13 protein-coding genes are annotated in these 16,224 nt (G+C 66.2%); 3 read left to right on the forward strand and 10 right to left on the reverse strand.

Annotated features, from left to right (window positions below; genetic code table 11):
• Positions 1-359 precede the first annotated feature (359 nt).
• The 3 genes from DI041_RS16505 to DI041_RS16515 all read left to right on the forward strand — a co-directional run bounded on the left by DI041_RS16505 (position 360) and on the right by DI041_RS16515 (position 6,169).
• Positions 360-3,350 (forward strand): TonB-dependent receptor, encoded by a 2,991-nt coding sequence (locus DI041_RS16505; RefSeq protein WP_136639417.1) that lies wholly within the window; start codon positions 360-362, stop codon positions 3,348-3,350.
• 119 nt (positions 3,351-3,469) lie between these two features.
• The gene (locus DI041_RS16510; RefSeq protein ID WP_136639418.1) at positions 3,470-4,480 is read left to right on the forward strand and encodes a cupin-like domain-containing protein; all 1,011 of its coding nucleotides are present in this window, start codon (positions 3,470-3,472) and stop codon (positions 4,478-4,480) included.
• 114 nt (positions 4,481-4,594) lie between these two features.
• Entirely contained in the window at positions 4,595-6,169 is a 1,575-nt protein-coding gene (locus DI041_RS16515; protein WP_046986063.1) for a sensor domain-containing diguanylate cyclase, read from the forward strand.
• A 39-nt stretch (positions 6,170-6,208) separates the two neighbouring features.
• On the opposite strand, the gene DI041_RS16520 is transcribed toward DI041_RS16515, so the two are convergent.
• The 10 genes from DI041_RS16520 to queF all read right to left on the reverse strand — a co-directional run bounded on the left by DI041_RS16520 (position 6,209) and on the right by queF (position 16,151).
• Entirely contained in the window at positions 6,209-7,081 is an 873-nt protein-coding gene (locus DI041_RS16520; protein ID WP_046986064.1) for an energy transducer TonB, read from the reverse strand.
• 72 nt (positions 7,082-7,153) lie between these two features.
• Positions 7,154-8,884 carry a bifunctional isocitrate dehydrogenase kinase/phosphatase gene (aceK, locus tag DI041_RS16525; protein WP_136639419.1) on the reverse strand — a complete coding sequence of 577 codons (1,731 nt, stop codon included), beginning with the start codon at positions 8,882-8,884 and terminating at the stop codon, positions 7,154-7,156.
• A gap of 147 nt (positions 8,885-9,031) precedes the next feature.
• The gene (locus DI041_RS16530) at positions 9,032-9,391 is read right to left on the reverse strand and encodes a hypothetical protein (RefSeq protein WP_012512293.1); all 360 of its coding nucleotides are present in this window, start codon (positions 9,389-9,391) and stop codon (positions 9,032-9,034) included.
• 53 nt (positions 9,392-9,444) lie between these two features.
• Positions 9,445-9,861, reverse strand: coding sequence for a roadblock/LC7 domain-containing protein (locus tag DI041_RS16535; RefSeq protein WP_136639420.1), 417 nt, complete (start codon positions 9,859-9,861; stop codon positions 9,445-9,447).
• Positions 9,854-10,402, reverse strand: coding sequence for a GTP-binding protein (locus tag DI041_RS16540; RefSeq protein ID WP_046986067.1), 549 nt, complete (start codon positions 10,400-10,402; stop codon positions 9,854-9,856). The genes DI041_RS16535 and DI041_RS16540 overlap by 8 nt, the downstream gene beginning before the upstream one ends.
• Complete coding sequence (locus tag DI041_RS16545) at positions 10,395-11,363, reverse strand: hypothetical protein (RefSeq protein ID WP_136639421.1); 969 nt, start codon at positions 11,361-11,363, stop codon at positions 10,395-10,397. The genes DI041_RS16540 and DI041_RS16545 overlap by 8 nt, the downstream gene beginning before the upstream one ends.
• Before the next feature lie 358 nt (positions 11,364-11,721).
• Positions 11,722-13,944 carry an NADP-dependent isocitrate dehydrogenase gene (locus tag DI041_RS16550; RefSeq protein WP_136639422.1) on the reverse strand — a complete coding sequence of 741 codons (2,223 nt, stop codon included), beginning with the start codon at positions 13,942-13,944 and terminating at the stop codon, positions 11,722-11,724.
• Between the two features lie 307 nt (positions 13,945-14,251).
• Positions 14,252-14,761, reverse strand: a complete 510-nt coding sequence (locus DI041_RS16555; RefSeq protein WP_136639423.1) for a hypothetical protein — start codon at positions 14,759-14,761, stop codon at positions 14,252-14,254.
• Between the two features lie 44 nt (positions 14,762-14,805).
• Entirely contained in the window at positions 14,806-15,099 is a 294-nt protein-coding gene (locus tag DI041_RS16560) for a LysM peptidoglycan-binding domain-containing protein (RefSeq protein ID WP_005419771.1), read from the reverse strand.
• 233 nt (positions 15,100-15,332) lie between these two features.
• Entirely contained in the window at positions 15,333-16,151 is an 819-nt protein-coding gene (gene queF, locus DI041_RS16565; protein WP_136639424.1) for an NADPH-dependent 7-cyano-7-deazaguanine reductase QueF, read from the reverse strand.
• Between the last annotated feature and the right edge of the window lie 73 nt (positions 16,152-16,224).

The raw sequence follows: 16,224 nt of genomic DNA on the forward strand, positions 1-16,224 counted from the left end.
ATGCGACGCCGCTCCGGGTTGTCCAGCGCTGTCAGCTCGCTGCACCCCGTCCTGGCAAGGTTCCGCACCGCCATCCGCGCAGTTTCGTTCTGCACCGCACAACGCTTTTCCGCAATCGGATTGGCAGCGCTGTCATACCTTGAAAACCGCTGCAGATGCCTTCCTTTAAGGCAATTCATCGGTGCGAGCGGGCCCATGGCAACGGTTACATCACGGCCGGCACGACCGCTGGTCAGGCGCACTTGATGGCAGTTTGTTGACAACGCTGTCAACCGTCGCTCCAATCCGGCCACGTGCAGTAACCGCGATCACGACAGCGCCGCACCGACACAACCGAATTCCCTGGGGAGGGAGCTTCCATGAAGACGTACACGGCAGTACCTCGCAAGACGATGCTCACTTCCGCGCTGCTTGCAGCACTGGCCGCTCCGGCCTGGGCACAGGACGCGCCCGCCACCGCCCCTGCCGACCCAGCCACGCTCGATACCGTGCAGGTCACCGGTATCCGCGGCAGCCTGCAGTCGTCGATGAACCTCAAGCGCGACAGCCAGGGCGTGGTCGATGGCATCGTCGCCGAGGACATCGGCAAGTTCCCGGACACCAACCTGGCCGAGTCGCTGCAGCGCATCAGTGGCGTGTCGATCGACCGCACCTCCAGCGGCGAAGGCTCCAAGGTGACCGTGCGCGGCATCGGCCCGGACTACAACCTGGTGTTGTTGAATGGCCGACAGATGCCTGCATCCAACCTTGGCAACGGCGGTGGCGGCCTCAACGGCTCGCGCTCGTTCGACTTCGCCAACCTCGCATCCGAATCGGTTTCGGCCGTTGAGGTGTACAAGACCAGCCGCGCCGACAATCCGGCTGGCGGCATCGGCGCCACCATCAATATCAAGACGATGCGCCCGCTGGAATCGGAGCCGGTGATCAGCCTGGGCCTGAAGGCGGTCAATGATTCATCCAACGACAACCTGCCGCGCACGCTGCAGGGCTCGAACATCACCGGCGAGCTGTCGGGCATCTTCAGCCAGCGCTACGCCGATGACCGCTTCGGCGTGACCCTCAGTGCCAGCCATCAGGAGCGCGATTCGGGCTTCAACCAGGCCACGGTGGCCGAGGGCTGGGCGACCCTGTACGGCAACAACACCACGGACTGGCGTGCGCTGCCGCAGCCTGGCCGGGGCTACGCCGATCGCATCACCAACCGGCCCGGGCCGGACGATGTGTACGCACGCCCGCAGAACACCGCCTACAACGTCAATGGCGTGCAGCGCCAGCGCACCAACGCGCAGGCTACGTTCCAGTGGAAGCCGGCCGACAATGTGACGACCACGCTGGACTACACCTATGTCGAGAACAAGGTGCAGCAGCAGCGTAGCGAACTGTCGGTATGGTTCAACTACGGCCCCGGCGACAGTACCTGGACCAGCGGCCCGGTGGCCGCGCCGATCATCTACAGCGAGGACATGACCAACTCCGATGTGTCGATGGGTGGCGCCAAGCTGGCCACCAAGACCGGCATGCATTCGCTGGGCTTCAACGTGGACTGGGAAGTGAACGATGCGCTGGACCTGTCGTTCGATGCACACAACTCCACCGCCGAATCGAAGCCGGACAGCCCGTATGGTTCTGCCGGCGTGCTGGGCGTGGCGGCCTTCGTGCGCGGCAAGACCACGGTCGACTACAGCGGCGACCTGCCGATCATCAACATCGCCCTGCCGCCCGGTGGCGTGCAGGCATCCGATGCGCTGGTGACCGGGTCGGTATTCCAGAACAGCTACAACAAGTCCAAGGTGCAGCAGTACCAGGGCCGCGGCACCTTCCGCTTCGCAGACTATTCGGCCCTGGACTTCGGCATCGGCCACGCCCAGGTGGAGAACCGCTCGGCCTCGGCGATCATGCAGCGCAATACCTGGGGTGGCCTGGGAACGCCGTCCGACTACGCCGATGACATCTGGTATGCGGACAACATGGCCAAGTACTTCAAGGCATTCTCCGGCCACAGCGATCCGCGCCTGACCGGCCAGTTCCTGGTCTTCGACTTCGACCGCTTGATCGATCGCGCCGCGCAGGTCGGCACCGCATCCGATCCGGCATGCCCCAGTTGCTACTACGCGCCCAGCGAGTATTCAGAGGACATCCGCACCACCGAGAAGACCCGCAGTGCCTACCTGCAGTACCGCACCAGCTTTGACTGGTCGATGCCGCTGCACGTAGCCGCCGGCGTGCGCTATGAGCGCACCGAAGTGGAATCGAACGCGATGGTTCGCGTGCCCACCGGTATCAGCTGGGGCTCGGCCAACGAGCTGAACATCGTCTATGCGGCCGACAGCAGCTTCATCGGTGGCCGTGGCAAGTACGACTACGTGTTGCCCAACGTCGACCTGAAGCTGGACCTCAGCGAATCGCTGGCACTGCGCGGCAGCTACAGCCGCACGCTGGGCCGTCCCAGCTGGACCCAGATCCAGAGCGGCCAGTCGCTGGCCGACATCGTGCGCACCCAGGGCGGTACCGCCAGTCGTGGCAACCCGGGCCTGGAACCGCTGATCTCGGACAACTTCGACCTGTCGCTGGAGTGGTACTACGGCGAGGCCAGCTATGCCTCGGTTGGATTCTTCCGCAAGAACATCAAGAACTTCATCAGCGACACGATCGTGCGCGAGAACACCGGGACGCTGCACACCCCGGTGGGCGGTGCGTACTGGAACGAGGCACTGGCCTCCGGCTGCGGCACCACCGACATGCCCTGCATCCGCGACTATATCTTCACCAACCATGCCGGCGATCCCGGCGTGACCTACACCGGCACCAATTCGGCGGGTCAGAAGACCGGCACCATCACCGGCCTGCCGGGAGATCCGATCGCCGGCTTCGACGTCACCGTGCCCGCCAACCAGCACTCGGACCATCTCGATGGCTGGGAAGTGGCGGTACAGCACCTGTTCGGCCAGTCCGGTTTCGGCGTAGCGGCCAACTACACCAAGGTGAAGTCGGGGCTGACCTTCAACAACCTGAGCCTGGGTGACCAGTACCCGATGATCGGCCTGAGCGACTCGGCCAACGTTGTCGCCTTCTATGACAAGAATGCCTGGCAGATCCGCGCGGCATACAACTGGCGCGACAAGTTCCTCAACGGCATCGGCGGCCAGGGGCCCAATCCCAACTACACTGCCGCCTATGGCCAGCTCGATCTGAACATCAGCTACGCGGTAAGTGACCAGCTGACACTGAGCCTGGAGGCGATCAACCTCACCGACGAGACCATGCGCACGTACTCGCGCCATACCAACATGCTGCGCTACGCCACCCAGACCGGCCCACGCTACATGTTCGGCGTGCGCTACAAGTTCTGACCTGTTGCAGGGCCGTGGAGCCGAGCGCCGGCTCGGCCCTGCCGGGCCGGGACGGGGCCGTGCATCCCGACGGAGCCGAGCGTACGCTCGGCTCTACACACCGCTCCGGATTTGCGCGCATGCTGGCCCAACCCCGCCCCATCGATGAAGTGCATGACCTGGGCCCGGCGCAGCTGCACGAGCAGCTGCCCACCTGGACCACACCCAAGGTGATCCGTGGGCTGGTGGCACACTGGCCACTGGTGGCCGCCGCGCGCCGGTCCGCCGCCGAGGCGGTGGCCCACCTTGCCCTGTTCGATCACGGGCAGATGCCGGTGACCGCCACCACGGCCGCGCCGGGAGCGGGTGGGCGGCTGTTCTACAACGAGGACATGAGCGGCTTCAACTTCCGCCGCGAGCAGGTGCCGCTGAAAGTGGTGCTGGCCACGCTGCTGAGGTACGCCCACGAACCGTCTCCACCGTCGATCTACGTGGCATCGACCACCCTGGACAGCTTCCTGCCTGGCCTGGCCGAGGCCAATCCGCTGCAGCTGGGCGTGGCTGACCCGCTGACCAGCATCTGGATAGGCAACCGCTCGCGCATCGCCGCCCACCAGGATGTGCCGGACAACCTGGCCTGCGTGGCCGCAGGACGTCGCCGGGTCACCCTGTTCGCTCCCGACCAGGTGCGCAATCTCTACATCGGCCCTCTGGATCTCACCCCGGCAGGCCAGGCCATCAGCCTGGTTGACTTCCACGCACCGGATTTCGAGCGCTTCCCACGCTTCGGCCAGGCACAGGCGCAGGTGGCGGAACTGGAGCCAGGCGACGCCGTCTTCATTCCTTCACTCTGGTGGCACCACATGGAAGGGCTGGATGCCTTCAACGTGCTGATCAACAGCTGGTGGCGCCCGGTGCCGTCATGGATGGACTCACCAATGAACGCACTGATGCTGGCGATCCTGGCGTTGCGCGATCTGCCCGAAGCGCAGCGCGCGCAGTGGCGTGTGATGTTCGATCACTATGTGTTCGACGCCAATATGTCGACCAGCGCACATATCCCTACGCAGGCACGCGGCGTACTTGCGCCACTGAGCGAAGAGCGTGCCGGGCAGATCAGGAACATCCTGCGCCAACGCCTGCAACGGTGAGCCCTGCGCGGGGCGCGCACTTCACCCGCGGCGGCCCCGTTTGTGGCGATAATGCAGCCCCGCCTCCGCCGGCACCTGCCCGCGCTGAGCGCCCTCCGCCTCCGTTTGCCCCGCATGCGCCTGATTTCGCCCCGCCTCAACCTGGGCAAGCTGATCCTTGCCCTGGCCCTGCTCAGTGCCATCATTGCCTTGGCCAACACCCTGCTGGCCAGCTACCGGGTGCAGCGCGACCAGCTGGTCGGCAACACCCTGGAAGCGAACCGTGTCTATGCCACCAAGCTGGCCGAGACCACCCAGAACTTCCTGCTGGCCGCACAGCAGGAGCTGGCCTACGCCGCCACCCGGCTCGGCCAGAGCGACCTCGATCGGGTACAGGCGCAGGACGAAGCCAGCCGCCTGCAGCTGCAGACCAACAGCTTCAACTCATCGCTGGTGGTGGATGCCGACGGCCTGGTGATCGCCACCTCTCCACAGACCCTGCAGCTGCAGGGTGAAATCCTGCACAGCGTCGGCAACAACGCCGCATTGGCGGCGCGCCAGCCGATGATCAGCGACCCGTACCAGTCGGCCACCGGCAAGCTGCTGGTCTCGCTGTCGCACCCGATCTTCGACCGCCAGGGCCACTATCGCGGTTATGTCAGTGGCACCCTGTACCTGCGCCAGCGCAGCGCGCTGCATACGCTGCTGGGCAAGCACTACTACCGCGACGGTTCCTACCTGTACGTGGTCGACCGCCACGGCCGCCTGCTGTACCACGCCGATGGCAAGCGGGTGGGTGACTATGTGGTCGGCAACCCGGCGGTGAAGGCGGTGATTCGCGGCGAACGCGGTGCACAGCAGGTGCGCAACAACCGCGGGGTGTCGATGCTGGCCGGCTATGCACCGGTGCCGGCCACCGGCTGGGGCATCATCGCCCAGCGCCCGACCGAATCCACCCTGCAGCCGCTGTCGCGGTTGATGACCGCAGTGATCTGGAACGCGATCCCGCTGGGCCTGCTGTCGCTGCTGATCACCTGGTGGTTTGCGCGCCGCATCTCGCTGCCGCTATGGCAGTTGGCGCGCAACGTGCAGGGCGGTGAGGACACCGGCAATGCGATCAACCACGTCAGCGGCATTCGTGCCTGGTATTTCGAGGTCGCCCAGCTCAAGCAGGCGGTACTGCACAGCTTCAACGCGCTGCAGGACCGGATCGGCACGCTCAACCGCGCCAGCCGCACCGATCCACTGACCGGCCTGCTCAACCGCCGCGGCCTCCAGCAGGCGCTGGATGCGCTGCAGGTGCAGCGCATCCCGTTCGCGATCCTGGCGCTGGACATCGATCGTTTCAAATCGATCAACGACAGCCACGGCCATGACGTCGGCGACGCCGCCATCGTCCACATCGCCGACCAGATGCGCCGCTACTCGCGCGACAGCGACATCCTCTGCCGCGCCGGTGGCGAAGAGTTCCTGCTGTTGCTGCCGGGCATCGGCACCGAATCGGCGCGGCAGGCCGGCGAGCGCCTGCGCCAGCATATTGCCGATCATCCGTTCGAGCCGGTCGGCACCATCACCGTGTCGCTGGGCGTGGCGCATTTCCCGAGCTTCCATGTCGACGCCGAGCAGGCGCTGCGGCTGGCCGACAAGGCGCTGTACCTGGCCAAGGAACAGGGCCGCAACCGGGTGGTGGTGTACCCGTACGCGGACTGAGGCGGCACCGGATACGTCCGGCACCGCCTCCACGCGCCCTCACCCCAGCGGCGTCAGCAGCCGCGGGCCGTCGTTGCGGCCGACCATGTAGACGCCACCTTCGGGCAGTAGATCGGTACCGGACGCCTTCTCGTCTTCGCCTGTCTTCCATGGCGCCTGTTGGCGCGGCCCCGGAATGTAGGCCGACCATCGGCCATACCGCTCTTCCTTCCGGTCGAAGGCATAGCGGACCGGCACCCGCACGGTCCAGAACTCACGATCCCTGTACTCACCGGTGGTCGGCGGATTGAATGTCCAGCCCCGGGCCGTCGCCACGCTGGACTTTGCCAGCACATCGCGCAGCATCTGCATGGTGCGCTCGGGAGCGACCACCGCCAGGTTGGTCTGTTCGGCGATCACATCGGCGACCTTGCCATCGCGTCCCACCTTGACCAGCAGTATCACGTCGCCCTGGCCACGGATTGAAGCCGCCCGTTCCGGGTACGCCGGCGGGCGCATTTTCGCCGCACTTACGTCGTCGCTGGGCCGCGTCTGTTCATTGTCGATGCTGCCGAAGTTGGCATCGACCACCCGGATCTGCATGGTATTGCCGGTCAGGGTCTCGGCCAACAGGCGCAAGCGGACAGCGGTGCGCGCGAGCACAGGCTTGCCATCGACCAGCACCGGCTCGAAGCGCCAGCCCTTGACCGTGCCGTCAACCATTGCCGCCACGTCGGCGGCAACCTTCTCACGGCGATCCAGCTGGAAGCCTTCCACCTGGCCTTCGCGGCCGATATTGATGATGCCGCTGAGCGTCATGCTGGCCTCGAGCTGCTTGCGTACTTCACGCGCGGTCTGTGCGTCGGCCACGCCGATGCAGGCGACACCACTGCCCAGGGCCAGCGTCAGGGCCAGGAAAAGGGAAGACCGCATTACACTCACTCCTTGTGCTTGGAGTGCCAAGCCTACCGCAGGCGGCGCTGCAGCTGGCAATGACAATGGCAATCACGCCAGCCGGTGTGCGCCCGCATAGGGCGGCGTATCCGGATAGTCACCGTGGGCGAAGCGTTCCTGCAGGCCCTGCCACCAGCCCGGGTCGAACAGGTGCCGGTAGTGCTCGCGCACCGCTGCCAGCTCTCCGCCCGGCAGGCCCATGAACGGGCCGAAACGCTCGGGAAACACATCGCGCGGCCCCACATGGAACCAGGGCTCGTCGGCCATGGCCTCCTCCGGCGTACACGGCTGCGGCCAGGCACGGAACACGCAGTCACTGACCAGGCAGAGCTCGTCGTAGTCGTAGAACACCGCACGGCCATGCCGCGAGACGCCGAAGTTCTTCGGCAGCATGTCGCCGGGGAAGATGTTGTTGCGCGCCATGTCGGTGATTGCCTGCGCGTAGTCGAGCACCGCCGCGCGCACCGCGTCCCCGCCCTGCTCGCGCAGGTAGAGATTCAACGGGCGGAAGCGGCGCTGCACGTAGCACAGGTTGATCTCGACCTCGTCGCCATCCAGTCGCACGCTCTGCGCGCACTGTTGCAGCAGTTCCTCCAGCAATGCCGGAGCGAAGCGGTCACGTGGGAACCGCAGGTGGCGATACGGCTGCGCATCAAGCAGGCGGCCGACACGATCCAGGTTGAACACCAGCGCATACTTTTCTTCCACCTGCTGCCGCGACATCGCCTTGGGCCAGGAGAAACGGTCACGGATCAGCTTGAACACCAGCGGGTAGCTGGGCAGAGTGAATACCGCCATGACCATGCCCGGCGTGCCTTCGGCATGCACCAGCCGTTCCTGCGGATGCTCGTTGAAGTGGCGGAAGAAGGTTCGGTAGCGCTCGGTCTTGCCCTGCTTGGCCCGCCCCAGCACGGTGTAGATCTCGTCGATCGGCTTGCCCGGCAGCAGGCTGCGCAGGAACACCACGGCATCACCCACCGTGGCCAGATCGGCTTGGAAATAGCTGCGCGAAACGCCGAACAGGTGGGCGACATCGCGGCGCCGGGTCAGTACCGCATCGGCACGCAGGCCACGCTCGTCATTGACCAGCGCGATCACGCACGGCGAGAAGCGATGCTCGCCGAACACCCGGCCGACCAGATAAGCACGGCGCTCGCGGTAGAACACGGTATCCAGCAGCTCGATGCTGCGCACCGGCGTGTCGCCCCAATGCGCGAGATCGTCCTGCAGACGTACGGCAATCGCCGCCGCACAGCGCAGCTGGTGGGCATAGGGAATATCGAAGCGGTAATCGGCCAGCACCCGCTGCAGCGCCTCCACCGGTCGCGTCGGCGAGACCGCATAGGTATGCCGGGCAACCGGATGGGTGATCGCATCGGACGGTTCGACATCAAAAGCAATGAACTCCAGCGCCGGATCCACGCCACGAGTGGCGAACAGCCGCCGCGACAACGTGTTGTAGAAGGTCTTGTACAGCTCGGCGTCGATCAGCCCCTGCAGCAGCGCGCTGTACTCCGCGTGCACCTGCAGCCACAGCGCGCGCTCGCCGATCACCTCTCCGGCCAGGCGACGCAGCGCGTCCATCTGTTCGGCGATGCACAGGTCGTACAGGGCAATGCGCTCGACCGCATCCTGGCGGGCACCAGCCCAGTCGCGCTGCTCGAAGCGCAGGCGGGCGCGAACGGTGATCGCCGCGAAACGGGCATGGTAATCCTCGAAACCATCGCGGATGGCGCCGGCGATGCGCGGCGCCAGTATGGTTGCGATGACAGGCTCGGACATGCACGACGTACCCGTGGAGGACCGTCTCCACCATACGCTGGCGTGTGCGATGCCGTCGAGCGCGAAGGTAGTGCCGGCCGCTGGCCGGCAGCACCTGGATCGTCGATGGATCGATGCAGATGCCGGCCAGCGGCCGGCACTACCGGCTCAGATCGCCAGTTCGGCCTCCACGTCCTGCACCTTGCGCCGGGCCAGTGCCAGGTTGGACTTGGTACGATCCAGCACGATGTAGAAGAACAGGCCCTGCTTCTTCGCCACCGGGCGCATGATGTGGTACGCCTTGCCCAGCGAGATCAGAATGTCCTCGATGCTGTCGTTTAGGTTCAGCGATGCGGCGGTCTTCATCTTGGCGCGGATCACTTCGGTGTTGCCGGCGGCGGCCACTTCCATGTCCATGCCGGCACCGGCCTCGCCCAGCAGCATGCCGCTCTCGTAGTCGACCAACGCTACTGCCTGCGCGCCGTCGATGCCCATCAGTGCGTTCAACGATTCATTCAATCCAGCCACGTCGCACCCCTTGTCGATGTTGGTTCGAGCCCCTCGTTCCCCTGCGGCCGGGCTCACGATCCGCCGAGTTCGGCCAGGATCGCCTGGCCACATTCCCTGCTCTGCCACAGCACCTGGCCGATCACGCTGCGCTGGTCGCAGGCCGCCATCAGCAGCAACGGCGCGCGCCCCTCGGCATGGATGGCCAGCATCAGTACCTTGCCGCCCGCCGCTTCCAGCATCAGCGTCTGCAGATCACCCAGCACCAGTTCGCGCCCGACCGCCGCGGCCAGCGCCAGCATCGCGCTGGTCATCGCCGCCAGCCGTTCGCCGCGCCCCTCGGCCCCGGCACTCACCAGCGCAAAACCATCGACGCTGGCCAGCACGACCGTGCGCACGCCTTCCACGCGCTGCTGCAGGTCCTGCAGCAGAGGCTGCAGGCGCTCACGCTGGCCGGCATCGGGCAGTACCGCCAGCTGCCCGTCAGCCATGCGCAGCCACCAGTGCGTGCGCTTCCATTTCGCTCATCAATACATCCATCAGCAGCAGTCCCTGTTCGCGGTCACGGGCATCCACCGCCAGCAGCGGCAGCGGCTGGTCATCGAGGTAGGCACGGGCGGCCCAGTCATCCAGCGCGGCCTGTGGCGCCTGGTCCAGGTGGGTGACCGCCACCGCCAGTGCCAAGGATGATGCGAACGGGCGCAGCACCTGAAGATAGTCTTCCAGCTCGCTGGCCAGGCCGGCGCGACGCGCATCCAGCAGCAGCACCGCGCCACGTGCGCCCTGCAACAGGATCGGCCACAGGAAATCGAAACGCTGCTGGCCGGGTGTTCCGTACAGGCGCAGGCGCTCACCGTTGGGCAGGTGGATATCGGCGTAGTCCAGCGCTACGGTGGTCGACGCCTTGTCCGCACCCGCACGGTCACTGTTGGCAACGTCAGTGTCGATCACCGCGCCGGCGGCGATGCTGCGCACCAGGGTCGACTTGCCGCTGCCCATCCCGCCCAGCACCACCACCTTGTGCTCACGCATTGCGCTCGCTCCCGCGCAGGTGCCGCCACAAGCGGGCGAGCAGGCCGTTGTCGGTACCGGCGCCGTGCCTCGACGACGCTATCGGTGCGCCCGACGCCACCTGCAACTGTGCATAGCCGCACAGGTAGGCGGCATGGATGAAATCGCGCACCGCTGCGGCCGGCAGCTCGAGCAGCATCGCGCACTCGTCCACCGTGCAGGCCCGCTTGAGCAACAGCGAGCACAGGCGGAAGCCATCGTGGTCGTGCCCCAGCACGCGGAAGTCCGGCCAGCGCAGCAGTTTCACCGACGCGCTGCGCAGGCGTTCATCCAGCGCCTGCCAATGGCGGCTGCGCTGCGCCCATTGCCACAACAGCGGCCGCAGCGGTTGGCGCGGCCGCTCACCGGCCAGCGCCTGCAGGCGCGCCGGCGTCAACGCATCCAGCTGCAGGCGTTCGAAGGCATCGGCCAGGCGTTCCACAAGGGTGGCCGCTGGCTCCTGCAGCAGCACCGCCTGGTCGTGCTCCAGATCCATCAACAGCAACGGCTCGCCCGCATCACTCAGCAGTGCCTGGCCCTGCCGCAGCGGCAGCCGCTCGCGCAGCAGACGGGTGATGGCATGCGCACCATCAGCCAGGCGGATCGGTGCGAGTGCGTGCATGGCCAGGGGCTCCACTGCCAACTGCATGCCGCGCAATGCACGGCCGATGGCACTGTCATCAAGTACGTCCTGGTGGCCATCACCGTCACGCAGCTGGCCCCCCAGGTCCTCGATCCAGCACTGCAGTCGCGGACGCTGCTGACGCATGCGCAGGGCCGCGTTGCGCAGCGCCGGGGTATCGCGGATGACCAGCAGGTCGCAATCATCCAGGTCCTGGCTGCGGCGGATCTGGTCGTCCGGCAGGGCCGATGCCACGCGCAGCCGCTGCAGCAGGGCCTGCTCGCCCTGGATGTCGGTTCCCACCACCAGCACGCGTGCCATCCGTGTTCCCCGTGCGGCCACCTCCCCGGTGGCCTCGCGTCGCCAAGGCTAGGCCATCGCCAGCGGCAGCCGTCGTGATCGACTGCTCAGATCGAGGGCGGTTGCAGATTCACTCTTATCGGTTCTGCGACGGCCATCGCGGGCAAGTTTCATGCCCCTTTGACGGCATTCCGACAGCCGGCGGATGTCGCGCTTTTCGGCTGGGGTCAGAGCCCTCTGCGGTGCAGAGGGAGCCGACCCCGGGCAGGAAGGGGTCAGAGCCCTTTTGCCATGCAGAAGGGCTCTGACCCCCGCGGCCTGCAAAAAAGAAACCCGCGCCGAAGCGCGGGTTCCGGTATCACGACCGAGCGGCGATGGATCAGCCGCGCAGCTGCTCCAGCGCGGCGTTGAAGGTCGCGCTCGGGCGCATCGCCTTGCTGGCCTTGGCCACGTCCGGACGGTAGTAGCCGCCGATGTCCACGGCCTTGCCCTGCACGGCGATCAGCTCTTCGACGATCTTCTGCTCGTTGTCGGTCAGCACCTTGGCCAGCGGTGCGAAGCGGGCCTGCAGTGCAGCGTCTTCGGTCTGCGCGGCCAGGGCCTGCGCCCAGTACAGCGCGATGTAGAAGTGGCTGCCGCGGTTGTCGATGCCACCCAGCTTGCGCGACGGCGACTTGTCGTTGTCCAGGAACTGGCCATTGGCTTCGTCCAGCGCCTTGGCCAGCACGCGGGCAGCGGCGTTGTCGTAGCGGTTGCCGAGGTGTTCCAGCGACGCGGCCAGGGCCAGGAACTCACCCAGCGAATCCCAGCGCAGGTAGTCCTCTTCAACGAACTGCTGCACGTGCTTCGGGGCCGAACCACCGGCGCCGGTCTCGAACAGGCCGCCACCGGCCATCAGCGGCACGATCGACAGCATCTTGGCGCTGGTACCCAGCTCCATGATCGGGAACAGGTCGGTCAGGTAGTCGCGCAGCACGTTGCCGGTCACCGAGATGGTGTCCTCACCCTTGCGGATGCGGTCCAGCGAGAACGCGGTGGCTTCCACCGGCGGCAGGATGCGGATGTCCAGGCCGGCGGTGTCGTGGTTCTTCAGGTACTGCTCGACCTTGGCGATGACCTGCGCGTCGTGGGCGCGGGCAGCATCCAGCCAGAACACGGCCGGGGTGCTGCTCAGGCGGGCGCGTTCGACGGCCAGCTTGACCCAGTCCTGGATCGGCGCGTCCTTGGTCTGGCACATGCGCCAGATGTCACCGGCTTCCACGGCGTGCTCGAACACCACGGTGCCGGCATCATCGGTGACCTTGACCACGCCGTCGGCGGCGATCTGGAAGGTCTTGTCGTGCGAGCCGTATTCCTCGGCCTTCTGCGCCATCAGGCCCACGTTCGGCACCGAACCCATGGTGGCCGGGTCGAAGGCACCGTGCGCCTTGCAGTCGTCGATGACGGCCTGGTACACGCCGGCGTAGCAGCGGTCCGGAATGACGGCCTTGGTGTCCTGCAGCTTGCCTTCGGCGTTCCACATCTTGCCGGAGTCGCGGATCATCGCCGGCATCGAGGCGTCGACGATCACGTCGCTCGGCACGTGCAGGTTGGTGATGCCCTTGTCCGAGTTGACCATGGCCAAGCCCGGACGCTGCGCGTACTCGGCAGCCAGATCGGCTTCGATCGCAGCGCGGGTGGCTTCAGGCAGCGACGGGAGGCGCGCGGCCAGGTCACCGATGCCGTTGTTGGCATCGAACCCGGCCTGCTTGAGCACGTCGGCATGCTTGGCCAGCACGTCCTTGTAGAACTCGTTGACTGCCACGCCGAACATGATCGGGTCGGAAACCTTCATCATGGTCGCCTTCAGGTGCAGTGAGAACAGCACGCCCTGGGCCTTGGCATCGGCGATCTGCTCACTGATGAACGCGGCCAGCGCCTTGCGGCTCATCACCGCGGCATCGACGATCTCGCCCGCTTTCACCGCGGTCTTTTCCTTCAGCACGACGGTGCTGCCGTCCTTGCCGTGGAAGGTGATCTTCAGCGCACCGGCGTTTGCCAGGGTGGCCGACTTCTCGCTGCCGTAGAAATCACCGGCGGCCATATGCGCGACGTGCGACTTCGAATCCGAGGCCCAGGCGCCCATGCGGTGCGGGTGCTTGCGTGCGTAGTTCTTCACCGACAGCGGTGCGCGGCGGTCGGAGTTGCCTTCGCGCAGCACCGGGTTCACCGCGCTGCCCTTGACCTTGTCATAGCGCGCCTTGTAGTCGCGCTGCTGGTCGTCGGCCGGAGCTTCAGGGTAATCCGGCAGCGGGTAGCCCTGGTCCTGCAGTTCCTTGATGGCCGCCTTCAGCTGCGGCACCGAGGCAGAGATGTTCGGCAGCTTGATGATGTTGGCGTCCGGGGTGGTCGCCAGCTGGCCCAGCTCGGCCAGGTCGTCGTTGACCTTCTGCGCATCGCTCAGCAGTTCCGGGAACAGCGACAGGATGCGGCCGGACAGCGAGATGTCACGGGTTTCCACCGCGATGCCGGCAGTGGAGGTATAGGCGTCGACGATCGGCAGCAACGACTGGGTGGCCAGGAACGGTGCTTCGTCGGTCAGCGTGTAGAGGATCTTGGACATGGGGGACTTGGACTCTGTAGCAGTGCTCAGGGGAAGGCCGGCGCCAGCGCCGGGCCACGTGCAACCGTGTCACTTCCCCCGCCGCCGTCAGGGTGGGCGCGCGGCGGGGAAACCCCTGCATTGTCGCGTTTTCAGCCGCGCGGGGCAAAGCCGCGCCATACGCGGCGGTACTGCAACGCAGTGATTCGTTCGGCCGGGCTTGTGCGGCGGTGATGCGTGGATGAGACCCCGCCATCGCACCATAAAAAAAGACGCAGCCTCGCGGCTGCGTCCATCGTGAGCCCTGCCGGGAGAGAGTCGGCAGGACTTACTTGACCTCGAACTCCTGCGGCGTTCCGGCCGCCTTGCCATCGACGGTGACCTCGGCGCGGTACTTGCCGGCCGGCCAGCCCTTTGCATTCTTGAAGGTGACGTTGGTGGTTTCCGCACCGCTGGTGTTCAGGGTTGCGTTCTGTTCGCCGGCCACCTGGCCGTCCTGGTAGGTCAGCTTCGCGCCAACGGTGACGTTGTTGGCAGCGCCATCGGTCTTGACCGAGACGATGATGTCATCCTTCGGAGCGAACAGCGCCGCCGTTGCAACCGACTTGTCGGCGGCAGCGGTCTTGCCCACGGTGACCGCCGAGACGCTGACAGCAGCGGCTTCTGCCATCGGCGGCGGCGCGCCGGTCATCGGCGCCGGTGCCGTCTCGGCCGGAGCGGTTGCGGCGGGCGCGGCGTTGTTGTCGGTCGACTCTTCTTTCTTCTTGCAACCTACCAGGGCAACGCTGCCCAGCAGGGCGGCGATCAGGGCGGTCTGGAGCGGGGTGGTCTTGATCATTCGGGGTTCCTCCCAGGGATTGTCGGACGGCGTTCGATCGCCGTTTACTTCGGCGGCAGTTTCAGGGTCTGGCCCGGGAAGATCTTGTCCGGGTCGTCAAGCACATCGCGATTGGCTTCGAAGATCTTCTTCCAGGCATTGGCGTCGCCCAGATGCTGCTTGGCGATCTTCGACAACGAGTCACCCTTCTGCACGGTGTAGGTGCCGCCGCTGACGACGTCTGCGGTGCTGTCCACCGAAGCGCTGACGCCAGAGAAGTCTGCCTTCGGCACCTGCTCGGCGGTACTGTCGACGCTGCCACTGACGCCGGAGAAATCGGCTTTCTTCTCGGTACTCATCCACAACTCCCGTTTGCATGACTACGTGGTTCGCACGTTGCCATGACGGTTGTTAAATGGGGATGGTGCAGATGTGAAGCCGCCCCCCGGGGCGGCTGAACAATCGGGGCGGAAGGCACCCGTGGGGCTTGCCGTTGAACCGGTAGTGCCGGCCGCTGGCCGGCTTGGCCTGCACGCGGGTTCCACGCGGTTGCCGGCCAGCGGCCGGCGCTACCCGTAACCGCCTGAGGCGGCTACTGGCGCAGTTCGCGGTAGGTCGCAGCCGGCGCGGCGATGCCAGGGCTGGCGCGCCAAGGGTTGATGTCCAGGCCACCACGGCGCGTGTAGCGGGCTTCCACCTCCAGCCACTGCGGCTGGCAACGCGCGGACACCTCACTGAAGATCCGCTCAACGCACTGCTCGTGGAACTCGGCGTGTTCGCGGTAGCTGATCAGATAACGCAGCAGGCCCGCGCGATCGATCTTCGGCCCACGGTAACGCAGGCTGACGGTGGCCCAGTCCGGCTGGCCTGTCACCGGGCAGTTCGACTTGAGCAGTGCCGAGACCAGGGTCTCCTCCACCACCTCGCCCGCGTCGGCCACGAGGAAGTCCGCCTGCGGCGGGCCGTAGCAGTCGATTTCCACGTCCAGCCCATCGATGGACTCGCCCAGCGGCGCCTCGCGCAGTTCCGGCAGGCCGAATCGCACCTGCACCGGCGCACCGGCGCAGGCCGACAGATCGGTCACCAGGCGTTCGCGCAGTGCCTCGGCGCTGTCGATACGGGTGCTGTTGAGGGAGTTGAGGTACAGCTTGAACGACTTCGATTCGACCAGCCGCGGCGAGGTGCACGGCACCTGCACGGTGGCGACGGCGACCTGCGGCTTGCCGCGCGGGTCGAGCCAGCTCAGCTCGAAGGCATGCCAGCGGTCATGGCCGACGAATGGCAGCGCGGCGTCATCGAGGCCGATCTCGGCGCGGGCGCCGCTGCGGGGGATGGGAAACAGCAGGCCGGGATCGTACTGCGACGGGTAACTGACCTCGCGACCGAGGCTGGAATCCTGGGGGGTGTTCATGGTGCTTATTGTATCGCGCGCAGAGCGGGCCTTCGGCCGGGTCGGCCAACGGCGGAGCCCCTCCGTGGTGGGT

The sequence above is a fragment of the Stenotrophomonas maltophilia genome, from assembly GCF_004920835.1.
GTDB classification, from domain to species: domain Bacteria; phylum Pseudomonadota; class Gammaproteobacteria; order Xanthomonadales; family Xanthomonadaceae; genus Stenotrophomonas; species Stenotrophomonas maltophilia_AQ.

What these genes read in the sequence shown, in the direction of transcription:
- aceK (WP_136639419.1), bottom strand. Translation starts at nt 8,884, where the DNA reads ATGTCCGAGCCTGTCATCGCAACCATACTGGCGCCGCGCATCGCCGGC.
- DI041_RS16560 (WP_005419771.1), bottom strand. Translation starts at nt 15,099, where the DNA reads ATGAGTACCGAGAAGAAAGCCGATTTCTCCGGCGTCAGTGGCAGCGTC.
- DI041_RS16520 (WP_046986064.1), bottom strand. Translation starts at nt 7,081, where the DNA reads ATGCGGTCTTCCCTTTTCCTGGCCCTGACGCTGGCCCTGGGCAGTGGT.
- DI041_RS16535 (WP_136639420.1), bottom strand. Translation starts at nt 9,861, where the DNA reads ATGGCTGACGGGCAGCTGGCGGTACTGCCCGATGCCGGCCAGCGTGAG.
- DI041_RS16505 (WP_136639417.1), top strand. Translation starts at nt 360, where the DNA reads ATGAAGACGTACACGGCAGTACCTCGCAAGACGATGCTCACTTCCGCG.
- DI041_RS16540 (WP_046986067.1), bottom strand. Translation starts at nt 10,402, where the DNA reads ATGCGTGAGCACAAGGTGGTGGTGCTGGGCGGGATGGGCAGCGGCAAG.
- DI041_RS16515 (WP_046986063.1), top strand. Translation starts at nt 4,595, where the DNA reads ATGCGCCTGATTTCGCCCCGCCTCAACCTGGGCAAGCTGATCCTTGCC.
- DI041_RS16555 (WP_136639423.1), bottom strand. Translation starts at nt 14,761, where the DNA reads ATGATCAAGACCACCCCGCTCCAGACCGCCCTGATCGCCGCCCTGCTG.
- DI041_RS16545 (WP_136639421.1), bottom strand. Translation starts at nt 11,363, where the DNA reads ATGGCACGCGTGCTGGTGGTGGGAACCGACATCCAGGGCGAGCAGGCC.
- DI041_RS16510 (WP_136639418.1), top strand. Translation starts at nt 3,470, where the DNA reads ATGCTGGCCCAACCCCGCCCCATCGATGAAGTGCATGACCTGGGCCCG.
- DI041_RS16550 (WP_136639422.1), bottom strand. Translation starts at nt 13,944, where the DNA reads ATGTCCAAGATCCTCTACACGCTGACCGACGAAGCACCGTTCCTGGCC.
- queF (WP_136639424.1), bottom strand. Translation starts at nt 16,151, where the DNA reads ATGAACACCCCCCAGGATTCCAGCCTCGGTCGCGAGGTCAGTTACCCG.